The organism is Shewanella sp. SM87, from assembly GCF_025653705.1.
In the GTDB taxonomy this organism is placed as follows: Bacteria; Pseudomonadota; Gammaproteobacteria; order Enterobacterales; family Shewanellaceae; genus Shewanella; species Shewanella oncorhynchi.
Map to the genome: position 1 here is coordinate 90037 of NZ_JAKKSC010000017.1, position 20615 is coordinate 110651.

General features: G+C 48.1%; 17 protein-coding genes. 16 read left to right on the top strand and 1 reads right to left on the bottom strand.

The window, feature by feature from the left end:
- The first annotated feature begins 326 nt into the window (after positions 1 to 326).
- Entirely contained in the window at positions 327 to 1676 is a 1350-nt protein-coding gene (locus L5M11_RS14620; protein ID WP_263185183.1) for an outer membrane protein transport protein, read from the top strand.
- Positions 1677 to 1869: 193 nt separating this feature from the next.
- A complete protein-coding gene (gene glpK, locus L5M11_RS14625) occupies positions 1870 to 3354 on the top strand; it encodes a glycerol kinase GlpK (protein WP_173247352.1) in 1485 nt (494 codons plus the stop codon).
- A gap of 170 nt (positions 3355 to 3524) precedes the next feature.
- Here the strand turns inward: glpK and L5M11_RS14630 are convergent, their stop codons facing one another.
- Entirely contained in the window at positions 3525 to 3860 is a 336-nt protein-coding gene (locus L5M11_RS14630) for a hypothetical protein (RefSeq protein ID WP_168826581.1), read from the bottom strand.
- Positions 3861 to 4523: 663 nt separating this feature from the next.
- Between L5M11_RS14630 and mraZ the strand changes: the two genes are divergently transcribed.
- The 14 genes from mraZ to ftsZ all read left to right on the top strand — a co-directional run bounded on the left by mraZ (position 4524) and on the right by ftsZ (position 20511).
- Complete coding sequence (gene mraZ, locus L5M11_RS14635) at positions 4524 to 4982, top strand: division/cell wall cluster transcriptional repressor MraZ (protein ID WP_105251188.1); 459 nt, start codon at positions 4524 to 4526, stop codon at positions 4980 to 4982.
- A gap of 31 nt (positions 4983 to 5013) precedes the next feature.
- Entirely contained in the window at positions 5014 to 5955 is a 942-nt protein-coding gene (gene rsmH / locus L5M11_RS14640) for a 16S rRNA (cytosine(1402)-N(4))-methyltransferase RsmH (protein ID WP_131525721.1), read from the top strand.
- A gap of 10 nt (positions 5956 to 5965) precedes the next feature.
- On the top strand, positions 5966 to 6280 hold the full coding sequence (gene ftsL / locus L5M11_RS14645; protein WP_105251190.1) for a cell division protein FtsL: 315 nt from the start codon (positions 5966 to 5968) through the stop codon (positions 6278 to 6280).
- 13 nt (positions 6281 to 6293) lie between these two features.
- Positions 6294 to 8048 (top strand): penicillin-binding transpeptidase domain-containing protein, encoded by a 1755-nt coding sequence (locus tag L5M11_RS14650; protein ID WP_105251191.1) that lies wholly within the window; start codon positions 6294 to 6296, stop codon positions 8046 to 8048.
- A complete protein-coding gene (gene murE / locus L5M11_RS14655; protein WP_263192592.1) occupies positions 8045 to 9547 on the top strand; it encodes a UDP-N-acetylmuramoyl-L-alanyl-D-glutamate--2,6-diaminopimelate ligase in 1503 nt (500 codons plus the stop codon). The genes L5M11_RS14650 and murE overlap by 4 nt, the downstream gene beginning before the upstream one ends.
- Before the next feature lie 76 nt (positions 9548 to 9623).
- Complete coding sequence (locus tag L5M11_RS14660) at positions 9624 to 11006, top strand: UDP-N-acetylmuramoyl-tripeptide--D-alanyl-D-alanine ligase (RefSeq protein ID WP_212601187.1); 1383 nt, start codon at positions 9624 to 9626, stop codon at positions 11004 to 11006.
- The gene (mraY, locus tag L5M11_RS14665) at positions 11007 to 12089 is read left to right on the top strand and encodes a phospho-N-acetylmuramoyl-pentapeptide-transferase (protein WP_006079891.1); all 1083 of its coding nucleotides are present in this window, start codon (positions 11007 to 11009) and stop codon (positions 12087 to 12089) included. It abuts the gene before it with no gap.
- 6 nt (positions 12090 to 12095) lie between these two features.
- The gene (gene murD / locus L5M11_RS14670; RefSeq protein ID WP_263179005.1) at positions 12096 to 13415 is read left to right on the top strand and encodes a UDP-N-acetylmuramoyl-L-alanine--D-glutamate ligase; all 1320 of its coding nucleotides are present in this window, start codon (positions 12096 to 12098) and stop codon (positions 13413 to 13415) included.
- The gene (gene ftsW, locus L5M11_RS14675; RefSeq protein ID WP_113941076.1) at positions 13405 to 14616 is read left to right on the top strand and encodes a cell division protein FtsW; all 1212 of its coding nucleotides are present in this window, start codon (positions 13405 to 13407) and stop codon (positions 14614 to 14616) included. The genes murD and ftsW overlap by 11 nt, the downstream gene beginning before the upstream one ends.
- On the top strand, positions 14616 to 15704 hold the full coding sequence (gene murG, locus L5M11_RS14680; RefSeq protein ID WP_263179059.1) for an undecaprenyldiphospho-muramoylpentapeptide beta-N-acetylglucosaminyltransferase: 1089 nt from the start codon (positions 14616 to 14618) through the stop codon (positions 15702 to 15704). The genes ftsW and murG overlap by 1 nt, the downstream gene beginning before the upstream one ends.
- A 2-nt stretch (positions 15705 to 15706) precedes the next feature.
- Positions 15707 to 17173 carry a UDP-N-acetylmuramate--L-alanine ligase gene (gene murC, locus L5M11_RS14685; protein WP_105251197.1) on the top strand — a complete coding sequence of 489 codons (1467 nt, stop codon included), beginning with the start codon at positions 15707 to 15709 and terminating at the stop codon, positions 17171 to 17173.
- 151 nt (positions 17174 to 17324) lie between these two features.
- Positions 17325 to 18074 carry a cell division protein FtsQ/DivIB gene (locus tag L5M11_RS14690; RefSeq protein WP_168826587.1) on the top strand — a complete coding sequence of 250 codons (750 nt, stop codon included), beginning with the start codon at positions 17325 to 17327 and terminating at the stop codon, positions 18072 to 18074.
- The gene (gene ftsA, locus L5M11_RS14695) at positions 18055 to 19290 is read left to right on the top strand and encodes a cell division protein FtsA (RefSeq protein WP_006079897.1); all 1236 of its coding nucleotides are present in this window, start codon (positions 18055 to 18057) and stop codon (positions 19288 to 19290) included. Before L5M11_RS14690 ends, ftsA begins: the two co-directional genes overlap by 20 nt.
- 33 nt (positions 19291 to 19323) lie before the next feature.
- Positions 19324 to 20511 carry a cell division protein FtsZ gene (ftsZ, locus tag L5M11_RS14700; RefSeq protein ID WP_106648312.1) on the top strand — a complete coding sequence of 396 codons (1188 nt, stop codon included), beginning with the start codon at positions 19324 to 19326 and terminating at the stop codon, positions 20509 to 20511.
- Positions 20512 to 20615: the final 104 nt, after the last annotated feature.

The following is a 20615-nucleotide window of genomic DNA, read 5'->3' on the forward strand; positions in this document are numbered from 1 at the left end:
TTACACGTGTTCCAAAGTTTTAATTTTTATCTTGTTGTTTAATATTGATATTTTTTGGTTTATTAATTTAAATCTCACGACTGTTGTGAATGATTTTTGAGTGCTTAAAGGTTAGTCTTTGTTTGAATGGTGATGTGCGTCACTAAATCTGTTTTAAACTTGTATTTCTTTAGAGTTTTTATCTGTTTTATCTCCTTTGGTTGCAAACATCTTCTGCATAAGTAAACTGCTGCGCATTCAATATGGAGTGTTTGCTCTATTTTGCCTGAACGCCGCAGTACTCATCTAAGTAGTACAGATAACAATAATATGATTAGAGAATAACAATGCAAAAACGTCTTCTGACTTTGGCTGTCACTGCAGCCTTGTTAAGTTCAACGACTCAACTCCATGCCGCGGGTTTTCAACTTGCGGAATACTCTGCTACAGGTTTAGGTCGCGCCTTTGCGGGTGAAGCCGCTATGGCGGATAACGCTTCGGCTCAAGGTCGAAATCCTGCAATGCTCACTTATTTAGAAGGACGTCAGTTGTCCGCGGGTGGCATTTACGTTATGCCAAACGTCGATGTGACAGGTGATGTGAGCCTTAGCTCATCGTTAATTGGTCCTAATCCTGTTGTTATGAAAGGTGGCGATGCACTAGATGTAGCTGATGACGCACTTGTGCCAAATTTTTATTATTCAAATCAGCTAAATGATCAATGGACTTGGGGCCTAGCGGTAAACTCTAATTATGGTCTAGCCACTGAATTACCCGCGACCCACGCAGCGGCTATTTTTGGTAACAAGACTTCGGTTACGACCGTTGAATTTAATCCAAACATCGCTTATCGCATCAATGATGCTGTTAGCGTAGGTGCTGGTGTACGTATCGTTTATGGTGAAGGCGAAATCGGTGCCTCATTACCAGGTTGGGTCGATGGTATCAAACCTGCTCTGCCGGCTCCTGTGCAGGCTATGTTACCTCCAGGTGGCACTGAGCTGAAAAGCATGAAGGGTGATGATGTGGGTTACGGCTGGCAGTTAGGTGCGAGTTGGCAAATTAATCCGGCTCACCGTTTGGGTTTTGCTTATCACAGCGGCGTGCAACTGGACTTGGATGGTCATGCCTCAGGTGTGTTGTACACTGGCGGCCAAGATGTGTCCATTGAAGGTTATTTACCGCTTGAATTGCCCGCTTTTGCAGAGATAGCTTCCCATCACCAATTGACCGATAACTGGGCCATGCATGCGAGTGTGAACTGGACCGATTGGAGCGTATTCGATCAACTAGTGGCTTATTTCCCTGGTGAAGTTAAACCTAAGGGCGGTTTAGAGTCTGATTTAGTTAAAGAAGAGCACTTCGAAGATAACTGGCGCTTCGCGCTAGGGACGACTTATCAAGTGAATAACGACTGGTTAGTGCGTGTCGGTGTTGCTTTAGATAAAACGGCGGCAAATGACGAGTGGCGCACAACCACAATTCCAGACTCTGACCGTCTGTGGTTCTCTGTCGGCGCAGGTTATAAGGCAACTAAGAACCTGAACGTTGATTTTGCTGTGACTTATATTAAAGCGACTGGCGATGCGCCAATCAACGAACAGCAAAACCTATTGAACCTCGCGACTGTTAACTTTAACGGTGAAGCAAGCGGTGATGTATGGCTTGCGGGTATCCAAATGAGCTACAAGATGTAAGTTCAGTATGTTAAAAAAAGCCCTGAATCTTCAGGGCTTTTTTATGGCTATAGCATGGTGGAGTGATCTTGTTTTACGGCTTGCTTGCTGGTCACGGCGGTAAATTCCGAATATATTCACTGCATAAGTCGGTGGATCATGTTAATTCTCCCTAGCATAAAAAGGCGGCGGAGAGTTCAGATAGGATAGTAGCGTGCAGAAAAAATACGTGGTGGCCTTAGATCAAGGCACAACCAGCTCAAGGGCGATAGTGTTCGATCACGACGCAAACATTGTCAGCGTGTCCCAGCGGGAATTTACCCAGTTGTACCCTAATCCGGGTTGGGTCGAGCATGATCCCATGGAGATTTGGGCAAGCCAAAGTTCAGTGTTAATTGAAGTATTGGCGCGTGCGGGTATTCACAGCGATGAAGTGGCCGCCATTGGCATTACCAATCAGCGGGAAACCACTGTTATATGGGAGAAGGCCACAGGTAAACCTATTTATAACGCGATTGTGTGGCAGTGCCGTCGCAGCGCTGAGATTTGTGAGCAACTCAAAGCTCAAGGGTTAGAAGAATATGTGCGTGAGAATACCGGTTTATTACTCGACCCTTATTTTTCAGGCACTAAGATCAAATGGATTCTAGATAATGTGCCCAATGCCCGTGAGCAAGCCGAGCGTGGTGAGTTGTTGTTCGGCACTATCGATACTTGGCTCGTGTGGAAGTTAACCGAGGGCAAGGTACATGTTACCGATCCCACCAATGCTGCCCGCACTTTGCTATTCAATATCCATAGCCTGACTTGGGATAATAAGTTACTCGAAGCCTTAGATATTCCCTTGTCTATGTTGCCTGACGTTAAACCCTCCTGCAGCGTGTATGGTACGACACGGATTGCGGGTGAAGGCAGTGAAATCCAAGTTGCAGGAATGGCGGGCGATCAACAGGCTGCGCTTTTTGGTCAGTTATGTGTCGAGCCCGGCATGGCGAAGAATACCTACGGTACTGGTTGTTTTTTGTTGATGAATACAGGGACAAAAGCGGTGCGCTCAAACCATGGCTTATTGACTACAGTTGCCGTGGGGCCTAAGGGTGAAGTGAACTATGCCCTTGAAGGTTCAGTCTTTATGGGCGGCGCGACCATTCAATGGTTGCGAGATGAACTGGGGCTTATTCGTGATGCCAGTGATACTGAATACTTTGCCTCTAAGGTCGCCGATACTAATGGCGTGTATCTGGTGCCCGCTTTTGTGGGACTCGGTGCGCCCTATTGGGATCCCAATGCCCGTGGTGCGCTATTTGGTCTGACACGCGGGGCGAATCGTAATCATATTATTCGGGCAGCGTTGGAATCTGTCGCTTACCAGAGTAAAGATTTACTCGATGCTATGACCAAAGACAGTGGCGTCAGCCTTAAGCGTTTAAAGGTGGATGGCGGCGCGGTCGCTAATGATTTTTTGATGCAATTTCAAGCCGACATTACCGATGTCGAAGTGTTAAGGCCAAGCGTTTGTGAGACAACCGCTTTAGGTGCGGCATTTTTAGCTGGGTTGGCAGTGGGCTTTTGGGAGAGTGTGATAGAGCTTGAGCACAAAGCCTGCATTGATAAGCATTTTATCCCTAATATCGATGCCCAGACTCGAGTACAGCTATACGAAGGTTGGCAGGACGCGGTGGCCAGAACTCGAACTTAAACAATACGCCTTGAGGCGGCATTGGTTTGAGATAAAACTTAATTTGAGGTATCGCATGATTCGAAATCTGGCCTGATTTCAGACATGCTCGATAGTGCTGCTAAAAGAGGCTAATAAAAAGGCGCTAATCCAATGGGATTGCGCCTTTTCCGTTTTATATCAGTACGGATTTATACTTCTACATCAATGATATGTTGGCTCGGTGGCTTCTTGATTTCTGCGGAATCATCGGTCACTTCAAGTACGACACCTTCTTTTAGTTTTAGCGTTTCGGTTTCATCCGATGCACGGCGTTTCTTATTTTTATTGTTATCTGATTCTTTGCGTCTTTCCCTGACTTTAGTATTGCGGCTTTCTAACGCTGGAGGTAACTGCGACTGCGGTGTTTCATGGCTATCGGGGGCATTTGCGCTTGCACTGCTGACTTGGTCAACAACCCGTTTAGGGTGAAACACGGCTTTTACTGGCTGTGCCAGCATGGCATAAATGCTATCCAATCCACTCATAACGCCTCCTTGTTATTACACCTCTTAATATGATATCGGCTGAAGTAGGTCAATATTTAGACTATACGCCGTTTAACTTGTTAAGGCGAATAAGGCGAGCCATTAGGTAGCTAGTGCTGGTATAAGGTGAATGTATAGGGAGAAAGTGGTTCTTTTGGTGGATTTTACGTGGGATTTTTGATCTTTCTCGCAATCGCGACATTAATATTCAGCCATTAGTAAAAAGATGAACGTCTTTATTTGGAATAAAAATTTAGATTTTTATGCTGATTTCAACTCTTTTTTGACTGTCGAATAAGGATGGACGTAAGTTTGTTTTGTTGCGTTTTTGAGTTTGACGTTATTTCTCGACCCGTAAAATCCCACAAATACAGAAATAATTCCCTATTTTTTTCATCGCAAGCACCTGAAAGCAAAAGGTTGCTGAATATATCGGCGCTATTTATTCCTGTTGTTTCCTCTGTTTAGTCAATCTCTAATGGTTTTTCTTGTCAAAAGTTTGTCGCGAGGTTAAGTGCTCAACATGCGGCTAACCCGCTTGCCGACTGGATTTATAAAAGGATCCCATCCCTTGACAATGCTTGTCGACTGTCCCTAAACTTAGCAGTTGTGGGAAATAGTGGATATTTGTGGATCAAAAATCAAAGGATAGGATGAATTAGCGTGTTTCGTGGGGCCAGTGCTATCAACTTAGATACAAAGGGACGGATCGCTATTCCAGTGCGATACCGCGAACCTTTGCAGCTTGAGCACCAAGGCCGCATCGTGATTACCGTCGATATCCAATCCGCCTGTTTACTCTTGTATCCCATTCACGAATGGGAATTGATCGAAGCTAAGTTGTTGAAGCTTTCAGATACCGATAAAACCCAGAGATCTTTAAAGCGCCTGTTACTCGGCTACGCCCACGAAGTGGAGCTCGACAGTAATGGGCGCATATTACTGCCGCCACCGTTAAGGCAATATGCCAATTTAGATAAGCGCATCATGCTGGTGGGGCAATTGAATAAATTTGAGCTGTGGGATGAGCAATCTTGGCTGCAGCAAATTGATGAATGTCAGGAAACGATTCGAAGTGAGGATCTCGTTAATAACGAGCGCCTCGCGGATTTTTCACTTTAACGAGTCGCGATAACTAAATAAGAAGAGAGTAATGAGTCAAGAATTTGCCCATTTATCCGTACTGCTAGCAGAAACGGTTGGCGGTTTAAACATCAAAGACGATGGCATCTATATCGATGGCACGTTCGGCCGCGGTGGTCATTCAAGACAAGTATTACAACAACTCGGTGAACATGGTCGATTGATCGCCATCGACCGCGATCCTCAAGCGATTGAAGCGGCCAAACAATTTAGCGATGATCCACGCTTTCAAATCGTGCATGGTGGCTTTGGCCAATTAGCCGATTATGTCGAAGAGCTTGGGCTTGTGGGCAAAATTGATGGCGTATTACTCGATTTAGGTGTGTCTTCGCCCCAGCTAGACGATGCTGAACGCGGTTTTAGTTTTTTGCGCGATGGTCCACTCGATATGCGTATGGATAACAGCCAAGGCCAAACGGCTGCGCAATGGTTGGCTCGTGCCGAAATTGAAGATATGGCTTGGGTATTTAAAACCTACGGTGAAGAGAAAAATGCTCGCCATATTGCCCGTTGTATTGCTGCCGATCGTGAGAAAACGCCGTTTTTACGTACCAAAGATTTAGCCGATTTAATTGCGCGTATCACTAAAAATAAAGAACGCAATAAGCACCCTGCGACTCGGGTTTTTCAAGCGATCCGCATTTATATCAATAGTGAATTAGATCAAATTGATCAGGCACTTGAAGGAGCAGTCAATGTGCTCGCTCCCCAAGGACGTTTGTCGGTCATCAGTTTTCATTCTTTAGAAGATCGTATCGTGAAGCGTTTTATTCGTCGTCATAGCCAAGGCGAGAGTGTACCGCACGGTTTTCCGGTGACTGAAGATCAAATTAACAAGTCGCGTAAGTTACGTGCCGTGGGCAAGGCGATTATGCCATCCGACGAAGAAATCGAACGCAATGCCAGAGCTCGCAGCTCAGTGTTACGCATTGCCGAGCGTTTAGATTACTAAGGGGCGCACTGTGAGTAAGCCCTCGATTAATCTGCCACGGATCGTTTTACATGATTTATGGCTGCACAAATGGATCTTGTTATTAGCCTTGCTTGTGCTGAGTAATGCGGTTGCCGTGGTTTATGGCAGCCATGTTAGCCGTCAACTGACAACCCAGTGGGACCAGTTACTGCAGGAGCGAGATAGATTAGATATTGAGTGGCGCAATTTATTATTAGAAGAGCAATCGCAGACTGAGCACAGTCGTATTACGCGTATTGCCTCTAAGGAACTCAACATGAGTCGTCCGTTACCCAGCGAAGAAGTTGTGGTAAAGGTGCCGTGAGTATAGGGAAGATATGACTAGGCAAGCGAAAATCAAACGGGTAAGCAAACCGCAAAAACCTCAATTGATCCACTGGCGTTTATACGTAGTGGTCGGGTTTGTGTGTGCGTTGTTTTGCAGCCTAGTGGGACGCGCAGCTTACATTCAAATTATCGAGCCTGACAAATTACGTCACGAAAGTGACATGCGAACATTGCGGACCACTAGTCGTGAAGTGCAGCGTGGCTTGATCACCGACCGTAATGGCGACATGTTGGCCGTGAGCGTACCTGTACGAGCCGTCTGGGCCGATCCAAAACAAGTCAATGATAGTAATGGTTTTGCCGATATGCGCCGCTGGCAAGCCTTAGCAGATGTGTTGCATGAGCCCCTCGAAGATTTGTTAGAGCGAGTGCGCAGTAACCCCACCAAACGCTTCACCTACTTGAAACGCCAAATTACCCCTGCGGTTGCGGACTATATTACTCAGCTTAAATTACCCGGTGTATTTCTAAAGTCCGAATCTCGCCGCTATTATCCTGGTGGTGAAATCACAGCTCAATTAATCGGCATCACTAACATAGATGATGTTGGGATTGAAGGTGTTGAAAATGCTTATAATAGTTGGTTAACAGGTACGCCTTCCAAACAAAAAGTGCGTAAGTCACGCGATGGTCATGTCGTCGAGCGTCTCGATATAGTGCAGGAAGGCGAGAGTCCAAATGATCTCGTGCTGAGTATCGATCATAGGATCCAACAATTAGCCTATCGCGAACTAAAACGCACCACTGAGATGAACCAAGCGACTTCGGGTTCGATTGTCGTCCTCGACATTCACACGGGTGAAGTCTTGGCTATGGTGAATACGCCTTCGTATAACCCCAATGCGCGCGACAATCTGCAAACCTTCAGAATGCGTAACCGTGCTATGACAGATACCTTTGAGCCGGGTTCGACCATTAAGCCATTTGTGGTAGCCGCAGCGCTTGAAGCTGGCACAGTTAAATCGACCGATATTATTGCCACTTCACCGGGTTGGATGCGTTTAGGTGGTCGCCAAGTACGTGACCCCGCGAACTACGGCGATATGAGTTTGGCGCGTATTTTGGCTAAATCCAGTAACGTCGGCATCAGTAAATTGGCTTTGTCTATTCCGGTGCAGCAACTGCTCGGTACTTATCAATCCATGGGACTTGGCAGCTTTTCGGGAATTAACCTCACGGGTGAAAGCGCTGGCTTGATTCAAGATCGCCACCGTTGGTCAGACTTTGAACGTGCCACCTTGTCGTTTGGTTACGGCTTAACGGCAACAACACTTCAACTTGCGCGCATGTACGCCACCTTAGGCAATGGCGGTACTTTGTTCCCTGTCTCGATAATGAAACTGAAAAAGCCACCTGTCGGTGAGCGAGTCATTTCTGAAAATGTGGCCCACGATGTAATGCAAATGCTGGTCGGTGTAACGGAAAAAGGCGGCACTGGCACCTTAGCGCACATCGACGGTTATCCAGTTGCAGGTAAGTCTGGCACAAGTCGTAAGGCAGTTGCTGGTGGTTATGGTGATGATTATGTTGCTTTATTTGCGGGTGTTGCGCCTGCGAATAATCCTAGATTAGCGATAGTGGTGGTAGTGAATGAGCCTAAGGGCGATCTCTATTATGGTGGTTCAGTGGCGGGGCCTGCATTTGCCAAAGTCATGTCTGGCGCACTGCAAATGTTAAACGTTGAACCCATTACCGATAAAGAACAAGTGCAATTGGCGGGAATCGCCGCTGGGAGAGCAGAATGATGTTATTACGGGATTTGCTAGCGTCTTGGCTACATTATGCTGGCGCGCAGTCCTTCAATGATCTGACCTTAGATAGCCGCGCAATACGTAGCGGCGATGTGTTTTTGGCGCTGCCAGGACATAAGGTCGATGGCAGACAGTTTATTGAAAAAGCCTTAGATTTAGGTGCCGCAGGCGTAATAGTTCACACGGATGATGCTGACCAACATGGCAAAGTGTTGCTGGGCGATAATGCCGAGCACGGTGTGCAGATTTATTTCTTTCAGTTAAGTCGTCAGGTATCGGCAATTGCCGCCCAGCGTTATCCCTTAGCGCACAAGTCTGCCGTTATGCCATCCCTTGGGGTTATCGGTATTACTGGAACTAACGGTAAAACCTCTACGAGTCAACTCATTGCACAACTGGTGACTTCATTGGGGCGCAAAGCCGCCGTCATGGGCACCCTTGGCAATGGTCTCTGGGGCGAGCTTGTTGATAGTGGTAACACCACAGCCGATGCGATTACCTTAATGCGTCAGTTGCATGAGTTTGAAGCCCAAGGCGCGAACGTCTGCGCCATGGAAGTGTCGAGCCACGGCTTAGTGCAAGGCCGCGTCGACGCAGTACCATTTGATGTTGCCGTGTTCACTAATCTGACGCGCGATCACCTCGATTACCACGGCGATATGGAAAGCTATGCCGCCGCTAAACAAAGCCTATTTCGTTTCAGCACTTTAGGTCACGGTTTATTGAATCTCGATGATGCAGTTGGCGCGTCTTGGTTGACTGAGCTTAAGCCTGCGCCTGCGCAGATTTGGGGTTTTAGTATTGAAGGTCATCAAGGTGCGGCTTTTTATACCAAAAATGCCAAGTTTGACGATCAAGGTGTCAGTGCAACCTTAGTGTGGCCCGAGGGCGAGACTCAAATCCACTCGCCACTTCTTGGTGCCTTTAATCTCTCTAATTTACTCGCGGCGTTATCGGCCCTGTATCTGCTAGGTTTTGATATGAAAGCGTTAGCCGAGCAGGTGCAATATTTAACGCCCGTTGCAGGTCGTATGGAGCGTTTCACTACAGCGGATAACATCACCTTAGTGGTCGATTATGCCCATACACCCGATGCGATCGAACAAGCGTTAAACGCGCTACGTCGCCATTGTGCTGGTGATTTATGGTGCGTGTTTGGTTGTGGCGGCGACCGTGATAAGGGCAAGCGTCCTTTGATGGGCCAAGCAGCTGAACAGTTTGCCGACCGCATTATGGTGACCAGCGACAATGCGCGCAGTGAAGACCCCGCGCAAATTATTACCGATATTATCCAAGGGCTTGCAACACCAGAGCAGGCATTGACTGAGGTTGACCGTATCGCAGCAATTAAAGAGGTTGTGGCATTGGCTAAACCTGGCGATGTGATCTTGCTGGCGGGCAAGGGCCACGAAACTTACCAAGAGGCGGCAGGTGTGCGTCATGATTATGATGAACGCGCCCTGGCACGCCAGTTATCGGAGCAATCAAGATGATCCCTCTTTCTCTCGAGGCCCTAAGTCAACACTATGATGGATGTGTATTGGCACACCGGTCATTGGAGCAATCAAGATGATCCCTCTTTCTCTCGAGACTCTAAGTCAACACTTAGGCGTGTATCGAGTCGGTGACGACGTCACCATCCAAGATTTAAGCAGTGATAGCCGTAAAATCGGCGCTGCAACCCTGTTTGTTGCCTTAAAGGGTGAGCGCTTTGACGGCCATGATTTTGCAGCAACAGCTATTGCGAACGGCGCAGCGGCGTTAATGGTTGAGCGTGAGTTAGCTTTTGATATCCCGCAGCTCATAGTGGCTGATTGTCAAAAGGCCATGGGTGCGATTGGTGCTTATGTTCGTGACCAGATCAATCCGATTTGTGTTGCTTTGACTGGCTCAAACGGCAAAACCAGCGTGAAGGAAATGATCGCGACCATTCTGTCGGCAAAGCATCAAATCCTCTATACCGCTGGCAATTTTAATAATGAGATTGGTGTGCCGCTCACTTTGCTGCGTTTAACGCCAGAGGATGAGTTTGGGATATTCGAGCTCGGCGCTAACCATAAAGGTGAAATCGATTACACCTCGGGACTCGTGCGTCCAAACGTCGCGCTGGTGAATAACGTCGGCAGCGCCCATTTAGAAGGATTTGGATCGCAAGCGGGTGTCGCACAGGCGAAGTCAGAGATTTTTAATCATCTGCAGGCTGATGGCACTGCCATCATCAATGCCGATGATGCCTTCGCTGATTTTATGAGCGTTAAGGCAAGACCTTATAAGCAACTGAGCTTCTCTCAGCAAGATGGCGCCGCTAAACGTCATATCGACGTGATAGCGACAGGCCATAAGACTAATGCGGATGGTTGCTATCGTTTTATGCTCAATTATTTAGGTGAATCTTGCCAAGTGGTATTGCCGTTGGCGGGTCGTCATCAAGTGAGTAATGCACTCGCCGCTGCAAGTGTTTGTATTGCTTTGGGATTGAGTTTGACTGAAATATCTGAAGGCTTGAGCCAATTAACGCCAGTGAAAGGACGTATGCAGCCGAGTCAATTGGGACGCGTGCGTCTAATCGACGATAGCTATAACGCAAATCCTGTGTCCGTTGGCGCTGCTATCGCTTGGTTAAAGGAAATTTCTGAAAATCGCTGTCTGGTACTGGGAGATTTAGGAGAATTAGGCGACAATGCGCCCCTTTTACACGCTGAACTAGGGCAACTGGCCAAGCAACAGGGGATTGATGCCTTGTTTTGTACCGGAACTTTAAGTCAGCACACGAGCCAAGCTTTCGGTGCGGAGCACTATGACAGTGTGGCGACGTTAGTAGAAAAACTTATAAAGCATATAAACCAGTTGCCGGGACAGGTAACGGTTCTCGTTAAAGGTTCACGTAGCGCCGCCATGGAGCGGGTCGTGGATGGCCTAACAGTAGCCTTCGGGCGTGGGGAGTTAGTGTAAATGCTGGTATATCTGGCCGAGTATTTAACCCGTTTTCATACCGGGTTTAACGTGTTTTCCTATGTGACATTTCGAGCCATTTTAGGCTTATTGACCGCATTGGTTTTTAGCTTATGGTTTGGCCCTAAACTGATTGAACGTTTGCAATTACTGCAAATTGGTCAGGTTGTGCGTAACGATGGTCCAGAATCACATTTTAGTAAGCGTGGCACGCCGACTATGGGTGGCTTGCTGATATTGGCTGCTATTTTCATCAGCGTATTGTTGTGGGGTGATCTGGGTAGCCGCTATGTGTGGGTCATGCTGTTTGTGCTCGGCAGTTTCGGTTTGATCGGTTTTATCGACGATTATCGCAAAGTGGTACGTAAAGACACTAAAGGCTTGATCGCGCGCTGGAAGTACATTCTGCAATCTTTGGCTGCGCTGCTTATTGCTTTTTTTCTGTATGCCACGGCGGCCAATCCAGGCGAAACCCAATTAGTGGTGCCTTTCTTTAAAGACGTGATGCCGCAACTCGGCGCCGTATTTATCGTATTGGCGTATTTCACTATTGTGGGTTCGAGCAATGCGGTGAACTTAACCGACGGCCTCGACGGTTTGGCGATTATGCCGACGGTAATGGTCGCGGCGGCGTTTGCGTTGATTGCTTATTTGTCGGGTCACGCTCAGTTTGCGAATTACTTACATATCCCGCATTTACCCGGTTCGGGTGAGTTAGTGATCGTCTGTACCGCCATTGTCGGTGCGGGTCTGGGCTTTTTGTGGTTCAACACTTACCCTGCGCAAGTCTTCATGGGCGATGTGGGTTCACTGTCATTAGGTGCTGCACTTGGCACGATTGCAGTGCTCGTTCGCCAAGAGATTTTGTTAGTGATCATGGGCGGCGTGTTCGTGATGGAAACTCTGTCGGTGATCCTGCAGGTGGGTTCGTACAAGTTACGTGGACAGCGTATTTTCCGCATGGCGCCGATACACCATCACTATGAGTTAAAAGGTTGGCCTGAACCTCGAGTGATAGTGCGTTTTTGGATTATCTCGATATTCCTCGTCTTACTTGGCTTAGCCACGTTGAAGTTAAGGTAATTGGTTATGCAAAATCAGTATTCACACATAGTGTTAGGTTTAGGGGCAACGGGCTTGTCCGTGGTGCGCTATTTGTGTGGAAAGGGCATTACGCCATTGGTGATGGACAGTCGTCGGCAGCCTCCGGGTGCTGAAACGTTAGCAACGTCTTTTCCTGATGTGAAGCTGATTTCTGGCGGATTCGATTGCCGTTATCTTGTGCAAGCGACGCAGATCATTATTAGTCCCGGCATTGCTACTTATACCCCAGAGGTGCGTGCCGCTGTGGATATGGGCATTGAGGTGATTGGCGATGTGGAGCTATTTGCCCGTGAGATTGCTGACCGTAAACCTTGTGTGATTGGTATTACTGGCTCTAACGGAAAATCGACCGTCACTACGTTGGTGGGCGAGATGGCAAGGGAAGCGGGTATTGCTGTTGCCGTCGGAGGTAATATCGGTGTGCCTGCGCTGGATTTACTGCATGAAAATACGGACTTATTTGTGCTTGAGTTGTCGAGCTTTCAATTGGAAACCACCCACAGTCTTAAGTGTGTGGTGGCGACCTGTTTGAATATCAGCGAAGACCACATGGACAGATACAGTGACATCGATGCCTACCGCGAGGCTAAATTACGCTTATACAAACAAACCCGTGCCGTACTCTTTAATCGTGACGATAAACTGACCGTACCGCCAGAACCAATGAACCAAAACAGTTTTGGTTTAGCGGCGCCAGAAGCGGACGAATGGGGCATCAGCGACAGCAAGATTTATCACGGCAGCAGCGAAATAATGCCGATTACTGAAGTGTCACTGATTGGCAGTCATAACCATGCCAACCTACTTGCGGCGATGGCGCTTGTGGATGTCGTCGGTGTCGATAAGCACGTTATGGCAAAAGTGGCGCGTACTTTTACTGGCTTATCCCATCGCTGTGAAGTGGTTGGTGTTAAGAATGGCGTGACCTATGTCAATGACTCTAAAGCGACAAATGTCGGTGCCACAGTCGCCGCGCTCGATGGCTTGAGTGACCACTTAGGCGATATTATTTTGATTGCTGGCGGTGACGGTAAAGGGGCTGATTTTAAGCCTTTAGCTGTGGCTTTAGCTAAAGTCACACACCTCATCACCTTAGGCCGCGATGGTAAAAAGATTGCTGCATTGAAAGACGGCTCGATAAGAGTCGACACTATGGCTGCTGCGGTAGCGAAAGCCGCTGAATTGGCAACCTCTGGTGATATCGTTTTATTATCGCCAGCCTGCGCCAGTTTAGATATGTACAGTAACTTCATGGCTCGAGGTGATGATTTTAGAAACCTCGTGGGACAACTTAATGGCGAGTGATGCAAGACAACTTAGCCTATTTGGGCGTTTGCGTTTAGCAATACCCAATTGGCAACGTGATACCGAAGTCCCGGGCGTGCAATTGTACGACCGTGCTTTGCTCGCGGCTGTGTTGTCTTTGATTAGCTTCGGCTTTGTAATGGTGATGTCAGCCTCTATGCCTGAAGCGCAAACGCTCACGGGGAACCCATTTTATTTTATGACTCGCCATGTGGGTTATTTAGTGGGTTGCTTATTCATTGCGGCATTTGTGCTAAGAGTAGAGATGCAGACTTGGCAGCGCTGGAGCCCCATGTTGTTGTTGATTGTGGGTTTGATGTTGTTGGCTGTATTGGTGGTTGGCACTACGGTAAACGGTGCAACGCGTTGGTTATCCATAGGCCCTATTCGCATCCAGGTGGCGGAAGTCGCTAAATTTGCCTTCGCCATCTATATGGCGGGTTACTTAGTGAGGCGTCATCAGGAAGTGCGCGAGAATGCTAAAGGCTTCTATAAGCCGATTGCAGTATTTGCGATTTACGCTGTGCTGATTTTGATGCAGCCCGACTTAGGTACTGTGGTGGTGCTATTTGTGGGAACGGTTGGTCTATTGTTTTTAGCCGGTGCGCGTTTACTCGATTTCTTTGCCTTGATTTTTGCGGGCGTATTGGCGTTCGTGGCCCTAGTGCTATTGGAACCGTATCGTATCCGCCGAGTGACTTCCTTTATGGATCCTTGGCAAGATCCCTTCGGTAGCGGTTACCAGTTGACTCAATCTTTGATGGCCTATGGTCGAGGTGATTGGTTTGGCCAAGGGCTCGGAAATAGTATTCAAAAATTAGAATATTTACCCGAAGCGCACACTGACTTTATCTTTGCCGTGATCGGGGAAGAATTGGGCTTTATCGGCATTATTGCCGTGTTATCTGTACTGCTATTTGTGGCGCTGAGATCGATTCGTTTAGGTAATTTGTGTTTAGCCATGGATAAGCCATTTGAAGGTTATTTAGGTTATGCCATCGGTATTTGGATTTGTTTCCAGACTGTGGTGAATGTCGGCGCGAGTATCGGCATGTTGCCAACCAAAGGGCTGACATTACCTTTTATCAGTTACGGTGGTAGTAGTTTATGGGTCATGACTGCGGCAGCTATGATGTTGTTGCGCATTGATTACGAGCGGCGCATGACATTAGTTCAGGCCGTGCAAGGGAGATTGAAGTGATGACTCCAACAGGAAAACGTATTTTAGTCATGGCGGGTGGTACGGGAGGACATGTGTTCCCGGCACTGGCGGTGGCTAAGTATTTAGCTCAACAGGGTTGGCAAGTGCGTTGGTTAGGCACGGCAGATCGTATGGAGGCGCGTTTAGTGCCCCAGTATGGATTTGATATTGATTTCATCGATATCAAAGGTGTGCGCGGTAATGGTTTGATCCGAAAACTTGCGGCGCCCTTTAAAGTGGTGCGTTCAATATTGCAGGCTAAGGCCGTGATTGCTGAGTTTAAACCCGATGTGGTCCTTGGCATGGGCGGATTCGCCAGTGGCCCAGGTGGTGTTGCGGCAAGATTAGCTGGAATTCCACTGGTGCTGCATGAACAAAATGCCATCCCAGGGATGACAAACAAGTTGTTGTCGCGGATTGCGACGCAAGTGTTATGCGCCTTTAAAAATACCTTTACCACAGTGAAGGCCAAGGTCGTTGGTAATCCGATTCGCCAAGAACTGATTGCCTTAGGTGCAGAACCTAAGCATGAGGCTGATAAAGCCTTAAAAGTGCTCGTGGTCGGTGGCAGCCTTGGCGCCAAAGTATTTAACGATCTTATGCCAGAAGCGGTCGCGATACTGAGTCAGCAGCAGTCTGTGACGGTTTGGCATCAAGTGGGTAAAGATAATCTTACGGGCGTGAAGGCGGCATATCAGCAACAAGGACAAGATGGTGGCGTGAATATCGCTGAGTTTATCGACGATATGGAAGCCGCCTATCGCTGGGCTGATGTGGTATTGTGCCGAGCTGGCGCCTTGACTGTGTCTGAGTTAGCAGCGGTGGGGCTACCGAGTATTCTGGTACCTTATCCCCATGCAGTGGATGATCACCAAACCCGTAACGCTCAAGTATTGGTTGAGGCTGGCGCAGCTTTCTTATTGCCACAGGCCATCTTGGATGTGAATAAACTGGCGAACAAATTACAGTTGCTCGCCAATGACAGAACAGAATTAGCCCGTATGGGCCAAAGAGCGAGAGACGTTGCGGTACTGGATGCGACTGAACAAGTTGCCGCAGTGTGCATCAGCCTTGCTGAGAAAGGATAAGCATGACTAAGACAGAAAGATACGCACAACTGAGAAGCATGATCCCGGAAATGCGCCGTATTAAGCGTATTCACTTCGTCGGCATTGGCGGCGCGGGCATGGGCGGGATCGCCGAAGTGTTAGTGAACGAAGGCTATCAGGTGAGTGGTTCGGATATTGCGCAAAATGCCGTGACCGACAGATTGTGTTTACTCGGAGCCAAGATCCAAATTGGTCATGCCGCGGAAAACGTGCAGCAAGTGGATGTGGTCGTCATATCAACCGCGATTAATCTGGAAAATCCAGAAATCCTTGCCGCTAAAGAATTACGTATTCCTATTGTACGTCGTGCTGAGATGTTAGCCGAGTTGATGCGTTATCGACATGGTGTGGCGATTGCGGGCACGCATGGTAAAACCACGACAACGAGTCTTATCGCCAGCGTTTATGGTCAAGCTGGGCGGGACCCAACCTTTGTGATTGGTGGTTTGCTCAACAGTGCCGGTACCAATGCCAGATTAGGCACCAGCCGTTATTTGATTGCCGAAGCCGATGAGAGTGATGCGAGCTTCTTGCATTTGCAGCCTATGGTCAGTGTGGTGACCAACATCGAAGCTGATCATATGGATACTTATGGCGGTGATTTTGAAAAACTGAAATCGACTTTTGTGGATTTTCTGCACAACTTGCCGTTCTACGGTGTTGCTGTGGTGTGCATTGATGATGCCGTCGTGCGTGAGATTCTGCCGCGTATTGGCCGTAAACACGTGACCTATGGTTTCAGTGACGATGCGGACGTGCAAGCACTTAATTTTAGTCAGCAAGGTCATCAGTGCCGTTTTACTGTCAGACGTAAAGCTAAAGAAGATCTCGATCTGGTGTTGAATTTACCGGGTCAACATAATGTGCTCAATGCGTTAGCGGCCATTGCGGTGGCGACTGAAGATGAAATCGACGATAACGCTATTACTCAGGCTCTAGTGGAGTTCCAAGGTATAGGGCGTCGCTTCCAGCATTTAGGCAAATTTGCTACGCCGAAGGGCGAAGTCATGTTAGTGGATGATTATGGTCATCATCCCAGCGAAGTTGCGGCGACCATTAAAGCTGCGCGTGCAGGATGGCCTGATAGACGTTTGGTCATGGCGTATCAGCCGCACAGATACACTCGTACCCGTGATTTGTATGAGGATTTTGTGGAAGTGTTATCGCAAGTGGATTGCTTATTGTTACTCGATATTTACAGTGCGGGGGAAGCGCCGATCACAGGTGCGGATGGTCGCGCATTATGTCGTTCAATTCGCTTGCGTGGTCAGCTAGATCCGATCTTTATCGCAAGCCCAGATCTGCTTGCAGAAGTGTTGCCCGATGTATTGCAGGACGGGGATTTATTACTCACCCAAGGTGCGGGTAATATTGGCGCCCTGTCACGACAGTTAGCGTCGTCTGGATTAGGGTTTGCTGTGGTGGAATTACCTGCGCAAGCAAGCTGATCTTTAGCGCTTGATCTGCGAGAAAAAGGAAATTTTGACCAAAGGATTTTGGTCTATATAATGGCCGGTTTTCTGTGGTTTTTAATGGGTGTCGTTAAAGGTGGGATGAAGCGTGTCTTGGAGTGATAAGAGGCGGCACTGGCGGGCAAGAATGTCACGGTTTAATTGGTATCAGTGGAGCGGGGCTGGCTTTTTATTCTTCATCGTAGCCAGTTTTGTATTTGGTGGCTATCAGTTACATAAATTTTTGAATGATGCCAGCAACTTGCCGATTGAGGCCGTTGCCATCAAAGGTGAGCGGGTTTACACCACAGATAAAGATATACAAGTAGCACTACAGCATTTAATGCAACGCAGTTTTTTTAGTGCTGACATTACCTTAGTGCAGCAGGCACTAGAAGCCTTGCCTTGGGTATATCGCGCATCGGTAAGGCGTGAGTGGCCAGCGAAACTCAGGGTGTATTTGCAAGAGCAGCAACCCGCAGCCCATTGGAATGGTGACTTGTGGTTGAACGTGCATGGAGAAGTATTCGAAGCGCCATCGCACCCAGAGCTTGAGCATTTACCGCAGTTATCTGGACCAAATGATATGGGCCTTGAGGTGTTGACTGTCTATGCACAGATCAACTCCCTACTAAAGATTAATGGCTTTACCTTAGCCAGTTTGAATTTAACGCCACGACATGCGTGGCACGCGACCCTTGGAAACGGTATCGTTTTAGATTTGGGTCGAGAAGATAAAATTGCACGGATACAACGATTTATTACTGTTTATCCGGTTTTGGCGAAACAAGAGAAATCCGTTGCCAGAGTAGATTTGCGCTACGACACAGGGTTGGCCGTAGGCTGGGGCGATGCACAAACAAGAGAGCCGATAATTAATGATCAAAAACCAAGATAGAAACCTTATCGTCGGATTGGACATAGGAACCTCTAAGGTCGCAGTGATCATAGGCGAAGTTCTGCCCGATGGTGAAATCAGCATAGTCGGCCTTGGTAACCATCCCTCAAGGGGAATGGATAAAGGTGGCGTGAACGATTTAGATTCAATAGTTCGCAGTGTGCAACGTGCGCTCGATCAAGCGGAATTAATGGCGGATTGCCAAGTGTCATCGGTTTACTTGAGTATTTCGGGTAAACACATCGCCTGCCAAAATGAAAACGGCATGGTATCGATCAACGATGAAGAAGTGACACAGGAAGATGTTGATAACGTGATCCATACGGCTCGCTCGGTGAAGATACCGACCGAACGTCGCATTTTACACGTGCTGCCGCAGGAATATGCAATCGACGTTCAAGACGGTATTCGCAGCCCAATCGGTATGTCCGGTATGCGTATGGAGGCCAAGGTGCACATAGTGACCTGCGCCAATGATATGGCGAAGAATATTACTAAGAGCGTTGAGCGTTGTGGCCTTAAGGTTGACGACTTAGTGTTCTCGGGGATTGCCTCAGCCGATGCTGTGTTGACCTTCGATGAGAAAGATTTAGGTGTGTGTATCGTCGATATCGGCGGTGGCACTACAGATATTGCGGTATATACCAATGGCGCTTTGCGTCATTGTGCGGTTGTACCGGTTGCAGGTAACCAAGTGACGAACGACATTGCGAAGATTTTCCGCACGCCGTCGTCACATGCTGAACAAATTAAAGTGCAGTTCGCCTGTGCTCGCAGTTCTATGGTGAGCCGCGAAGACAGTATTGAAGTGCCATCGGTAGGTGGTCGTCCATCGCGTAGCATGTCACGTCACACGCTCGCCGAAGTAGTAGAACCAAGATACCAAGAGCTGTTTGAGCTTGTGCTCAAAGAGTTGAAAGACAGTGGTTTAGAAGATCAAATCGCCGCAGGTATTGTGCTCACTGGTGGCACAGCGTCGATTCAAGGTGTGGTCGATATTGCGGAAGCGACTTTTGGCATGCCAGTTCGCGTAGCGTCACCGCTACCGATCAAAGGTTTATATGAATACGTGGACCAGTCTATTTACTCCACAGGAGTCGGACTGCTTCATTACGGCGCACGACGGGTGATCGAACGTCAGTTCGAACGTCCTGAGCGCCAAGGGGTAACTAGCGCTTGGAATCGGGTCCAAAGCTGGTTTAAGGGCGAATTTTAATTTTCATAACGCAGGCAACACGGAGATCAGACAATGTTTGAGATCATGGATACTCACTCAGACGACGCGGTGATTAAAGTCATCGGCGTTGGCGGCGGCGGTGGTAACGCTGTCGAACATATGGTCAAACACAACATTGAAGGTGTTGAGTTTATCGTTACCAATACAGACGCTCAGGCCCTGAGAAAATCAGGCGCTGGCTCAACAATTCAATTAGGACGCGATGTCACTAAAGGTCTTGGAGCAGGGGCAAACCCAGATGTGGGTCGTGCTGCAGCTGAAGAAGACCGCGAAAACATTCGCGCGGCAATCAAAGGTTCTGACATGATCTTTATCGCTGCCGGTATGGGCGGTGGTACAGGTACAGGTGCTGCACCTGTTGTGGCTCAAATCGCACGCGAAGAAGGTATTCTCACCGTTGCGGTTGTGACTAAGCCTTTCCCATTCGAAGGGAAAAAACGTATGGCTTACGCTGAGCAAGGTATTGCTGAGCTGGCTAAGCACGTGGATTCGTTAATCACGATCCCGAACGAAAAATTATTAAAAGTATTGGGCCGTGGTACTTCTTTACTCGATGCGTTCGCCGCAGCGAATAACGTGTTACTTGGTGCGGTACAAGGTATTGCCGAGCTTATCACTCGTCCTGGTCTGATTAACGTCGACTTTGCCGACGTGAAGACTGTGATGTCTGAAATGGGTAATGCCATGATGGGTACTGGCGTCGCTCGCGGTGAAGACCGCGCTGAAGAAGCGGCCGAAGCTGCTGTTGCCAGCCCATTATTAGAAGACATCGACTTAGCCGGTGCGCGTGGTGTGTTAGTTAATATTACTGCGGGTATGGACATGAGTATCGAAGAATTCGAAACTGTCGGTAATCATGTTAAGGCTTATGCCTCTGACAACGCAACTGTCGTGGTTGGTGCTGTCATCGACCCAGAAATGAGTGATGAGCTGCGTGTAACGGTTGTTGCTACTGGTATCGGTGCTGAAAAGCGTCCTGATATCCAATTGGTTTCTAAACCTGCACCTCGTCCAGAGCCTGTAGTTGTTGAACCAAAAGTCGAAGCCTATGTCGAAGAAGCTGCACATGTGAACTATGCAGCGCCAAAAGGCAACGTGTTGCCAGCGGCTCCGCAGCCAGCTCCTACGCCTGCACCATCGACAAAGCATGAATTGGATTATCTTGATATTCCAGCATTTTTGCGTAAGCAAGCCGACTAGCGAGAGCGTTTGAGTCCAGCGTAATATGTGAGGTGTTGTTCGTTTTGGGCAATACCACAACATAGCTGCATTTGTGTGACATAATAAAGTTATGTTATTATGTT

What these genes read in the sequence shown, in the direction of transcription:
- rsmH (WP_131525721.1), top strand. Translation starts at nt 5,014, where the DNA reads ATGAGTCAAGAATTTGCCCATTTATCCGTACTGCTAGCAGAAACGGTT.
- L5M11_RS14630 (WP_168826581.1), bottom strand. Translation starts at nt 3,860, where the DNA reads ATGAGTGGATTGGATAGCATTTATGCCATGCTGGCACAGCCAGTAAAA.
- L5M11_RS14650 (WP_105251191.1), top strand. Translation starts at nt 6,294, where the DNA reads ATGACTAGGCAAGCGAAAATCAAACGGGTAAGCAAACCGCAAAAACCT.
- mraY (WP_006079891.1), top strand. Translation starts at nt 11,007, where the DNA reads ATGCTGGTATATCTGGCCGAGTATTTAACCCGTTTTCATACCGGGTTT.
- L5M11_RS14620 (WP_263185183.1), top strand. Translation starts at nt 327, where the DNA reads ATGCAAAAACGTCTTCTGACTTTGGCTGTCACTGCAGCCTTGTTAAGT.
- ftsZ (WP_106648312.1), top strand. Translation starts at nt 19,324, where the DNA reads ATGTTTGAGATCATGGATACTCACTCAGACGACGCGGTGATTAAAGTC.
- murG (WP_263179059.1), top strand. Translation starts at nt 14,616, where the DNA reads ATGACTCCAACAGGAAAACGTATTTTAGTCATGGCGGGTGGTACGGGA.
- ftsW (WP_113941076.1), top strand. Translation starts at nt 13,405, where the DNA reads ATGGCGAGTGATGCAAGACAACTTAGCCTATTTGGGCGTTTGCGTTTA.
- ftsA (WP_006079897.1), top strand. Translation starts at nt 18,055, where the DNA reads ATGATCAAAAACCAAGATAGAAACCTTATCGTCGGATTGGACATAGGA.
- murE (WP_263192592.1), top strand. Translation starts at nt 8,045, where the DNA reads ATGATGTTATTACGGGATTTGCTAGCGTCTTGGCTACATTATGCTGGC.
- murC (WP_105251197.1), top strand. Translation starts at nt 15,707, where the DNA reads ATGACTAAGACAGAAAGATACGCACAACTGAGAAGCATGATCCCGGAA.
- murD (WP_263179005.1), top strand. Translation starts at nt 12,096, where the DNA reads ATGCAAAATCAGTATTCACACATAGTGTTAGGTTTAGGGGCAACGGGC.
- L5M11_RS14660 (WP_212601187.1), top strand. Translation starts at nt 9,624, where the DNA reads ATGATCCCTCTTTCTCTCGAGACTCTAAGTCAACACTTAGGCGTGTAT.
- L5M11_RS14690 (WP_168826587.1), top strand. Translation starts at nt 17,325, where the DNA reads ATGTCACGGTTTAATTGGTATCAGTGGAGCGGGGCTGGCTTTTTATTC.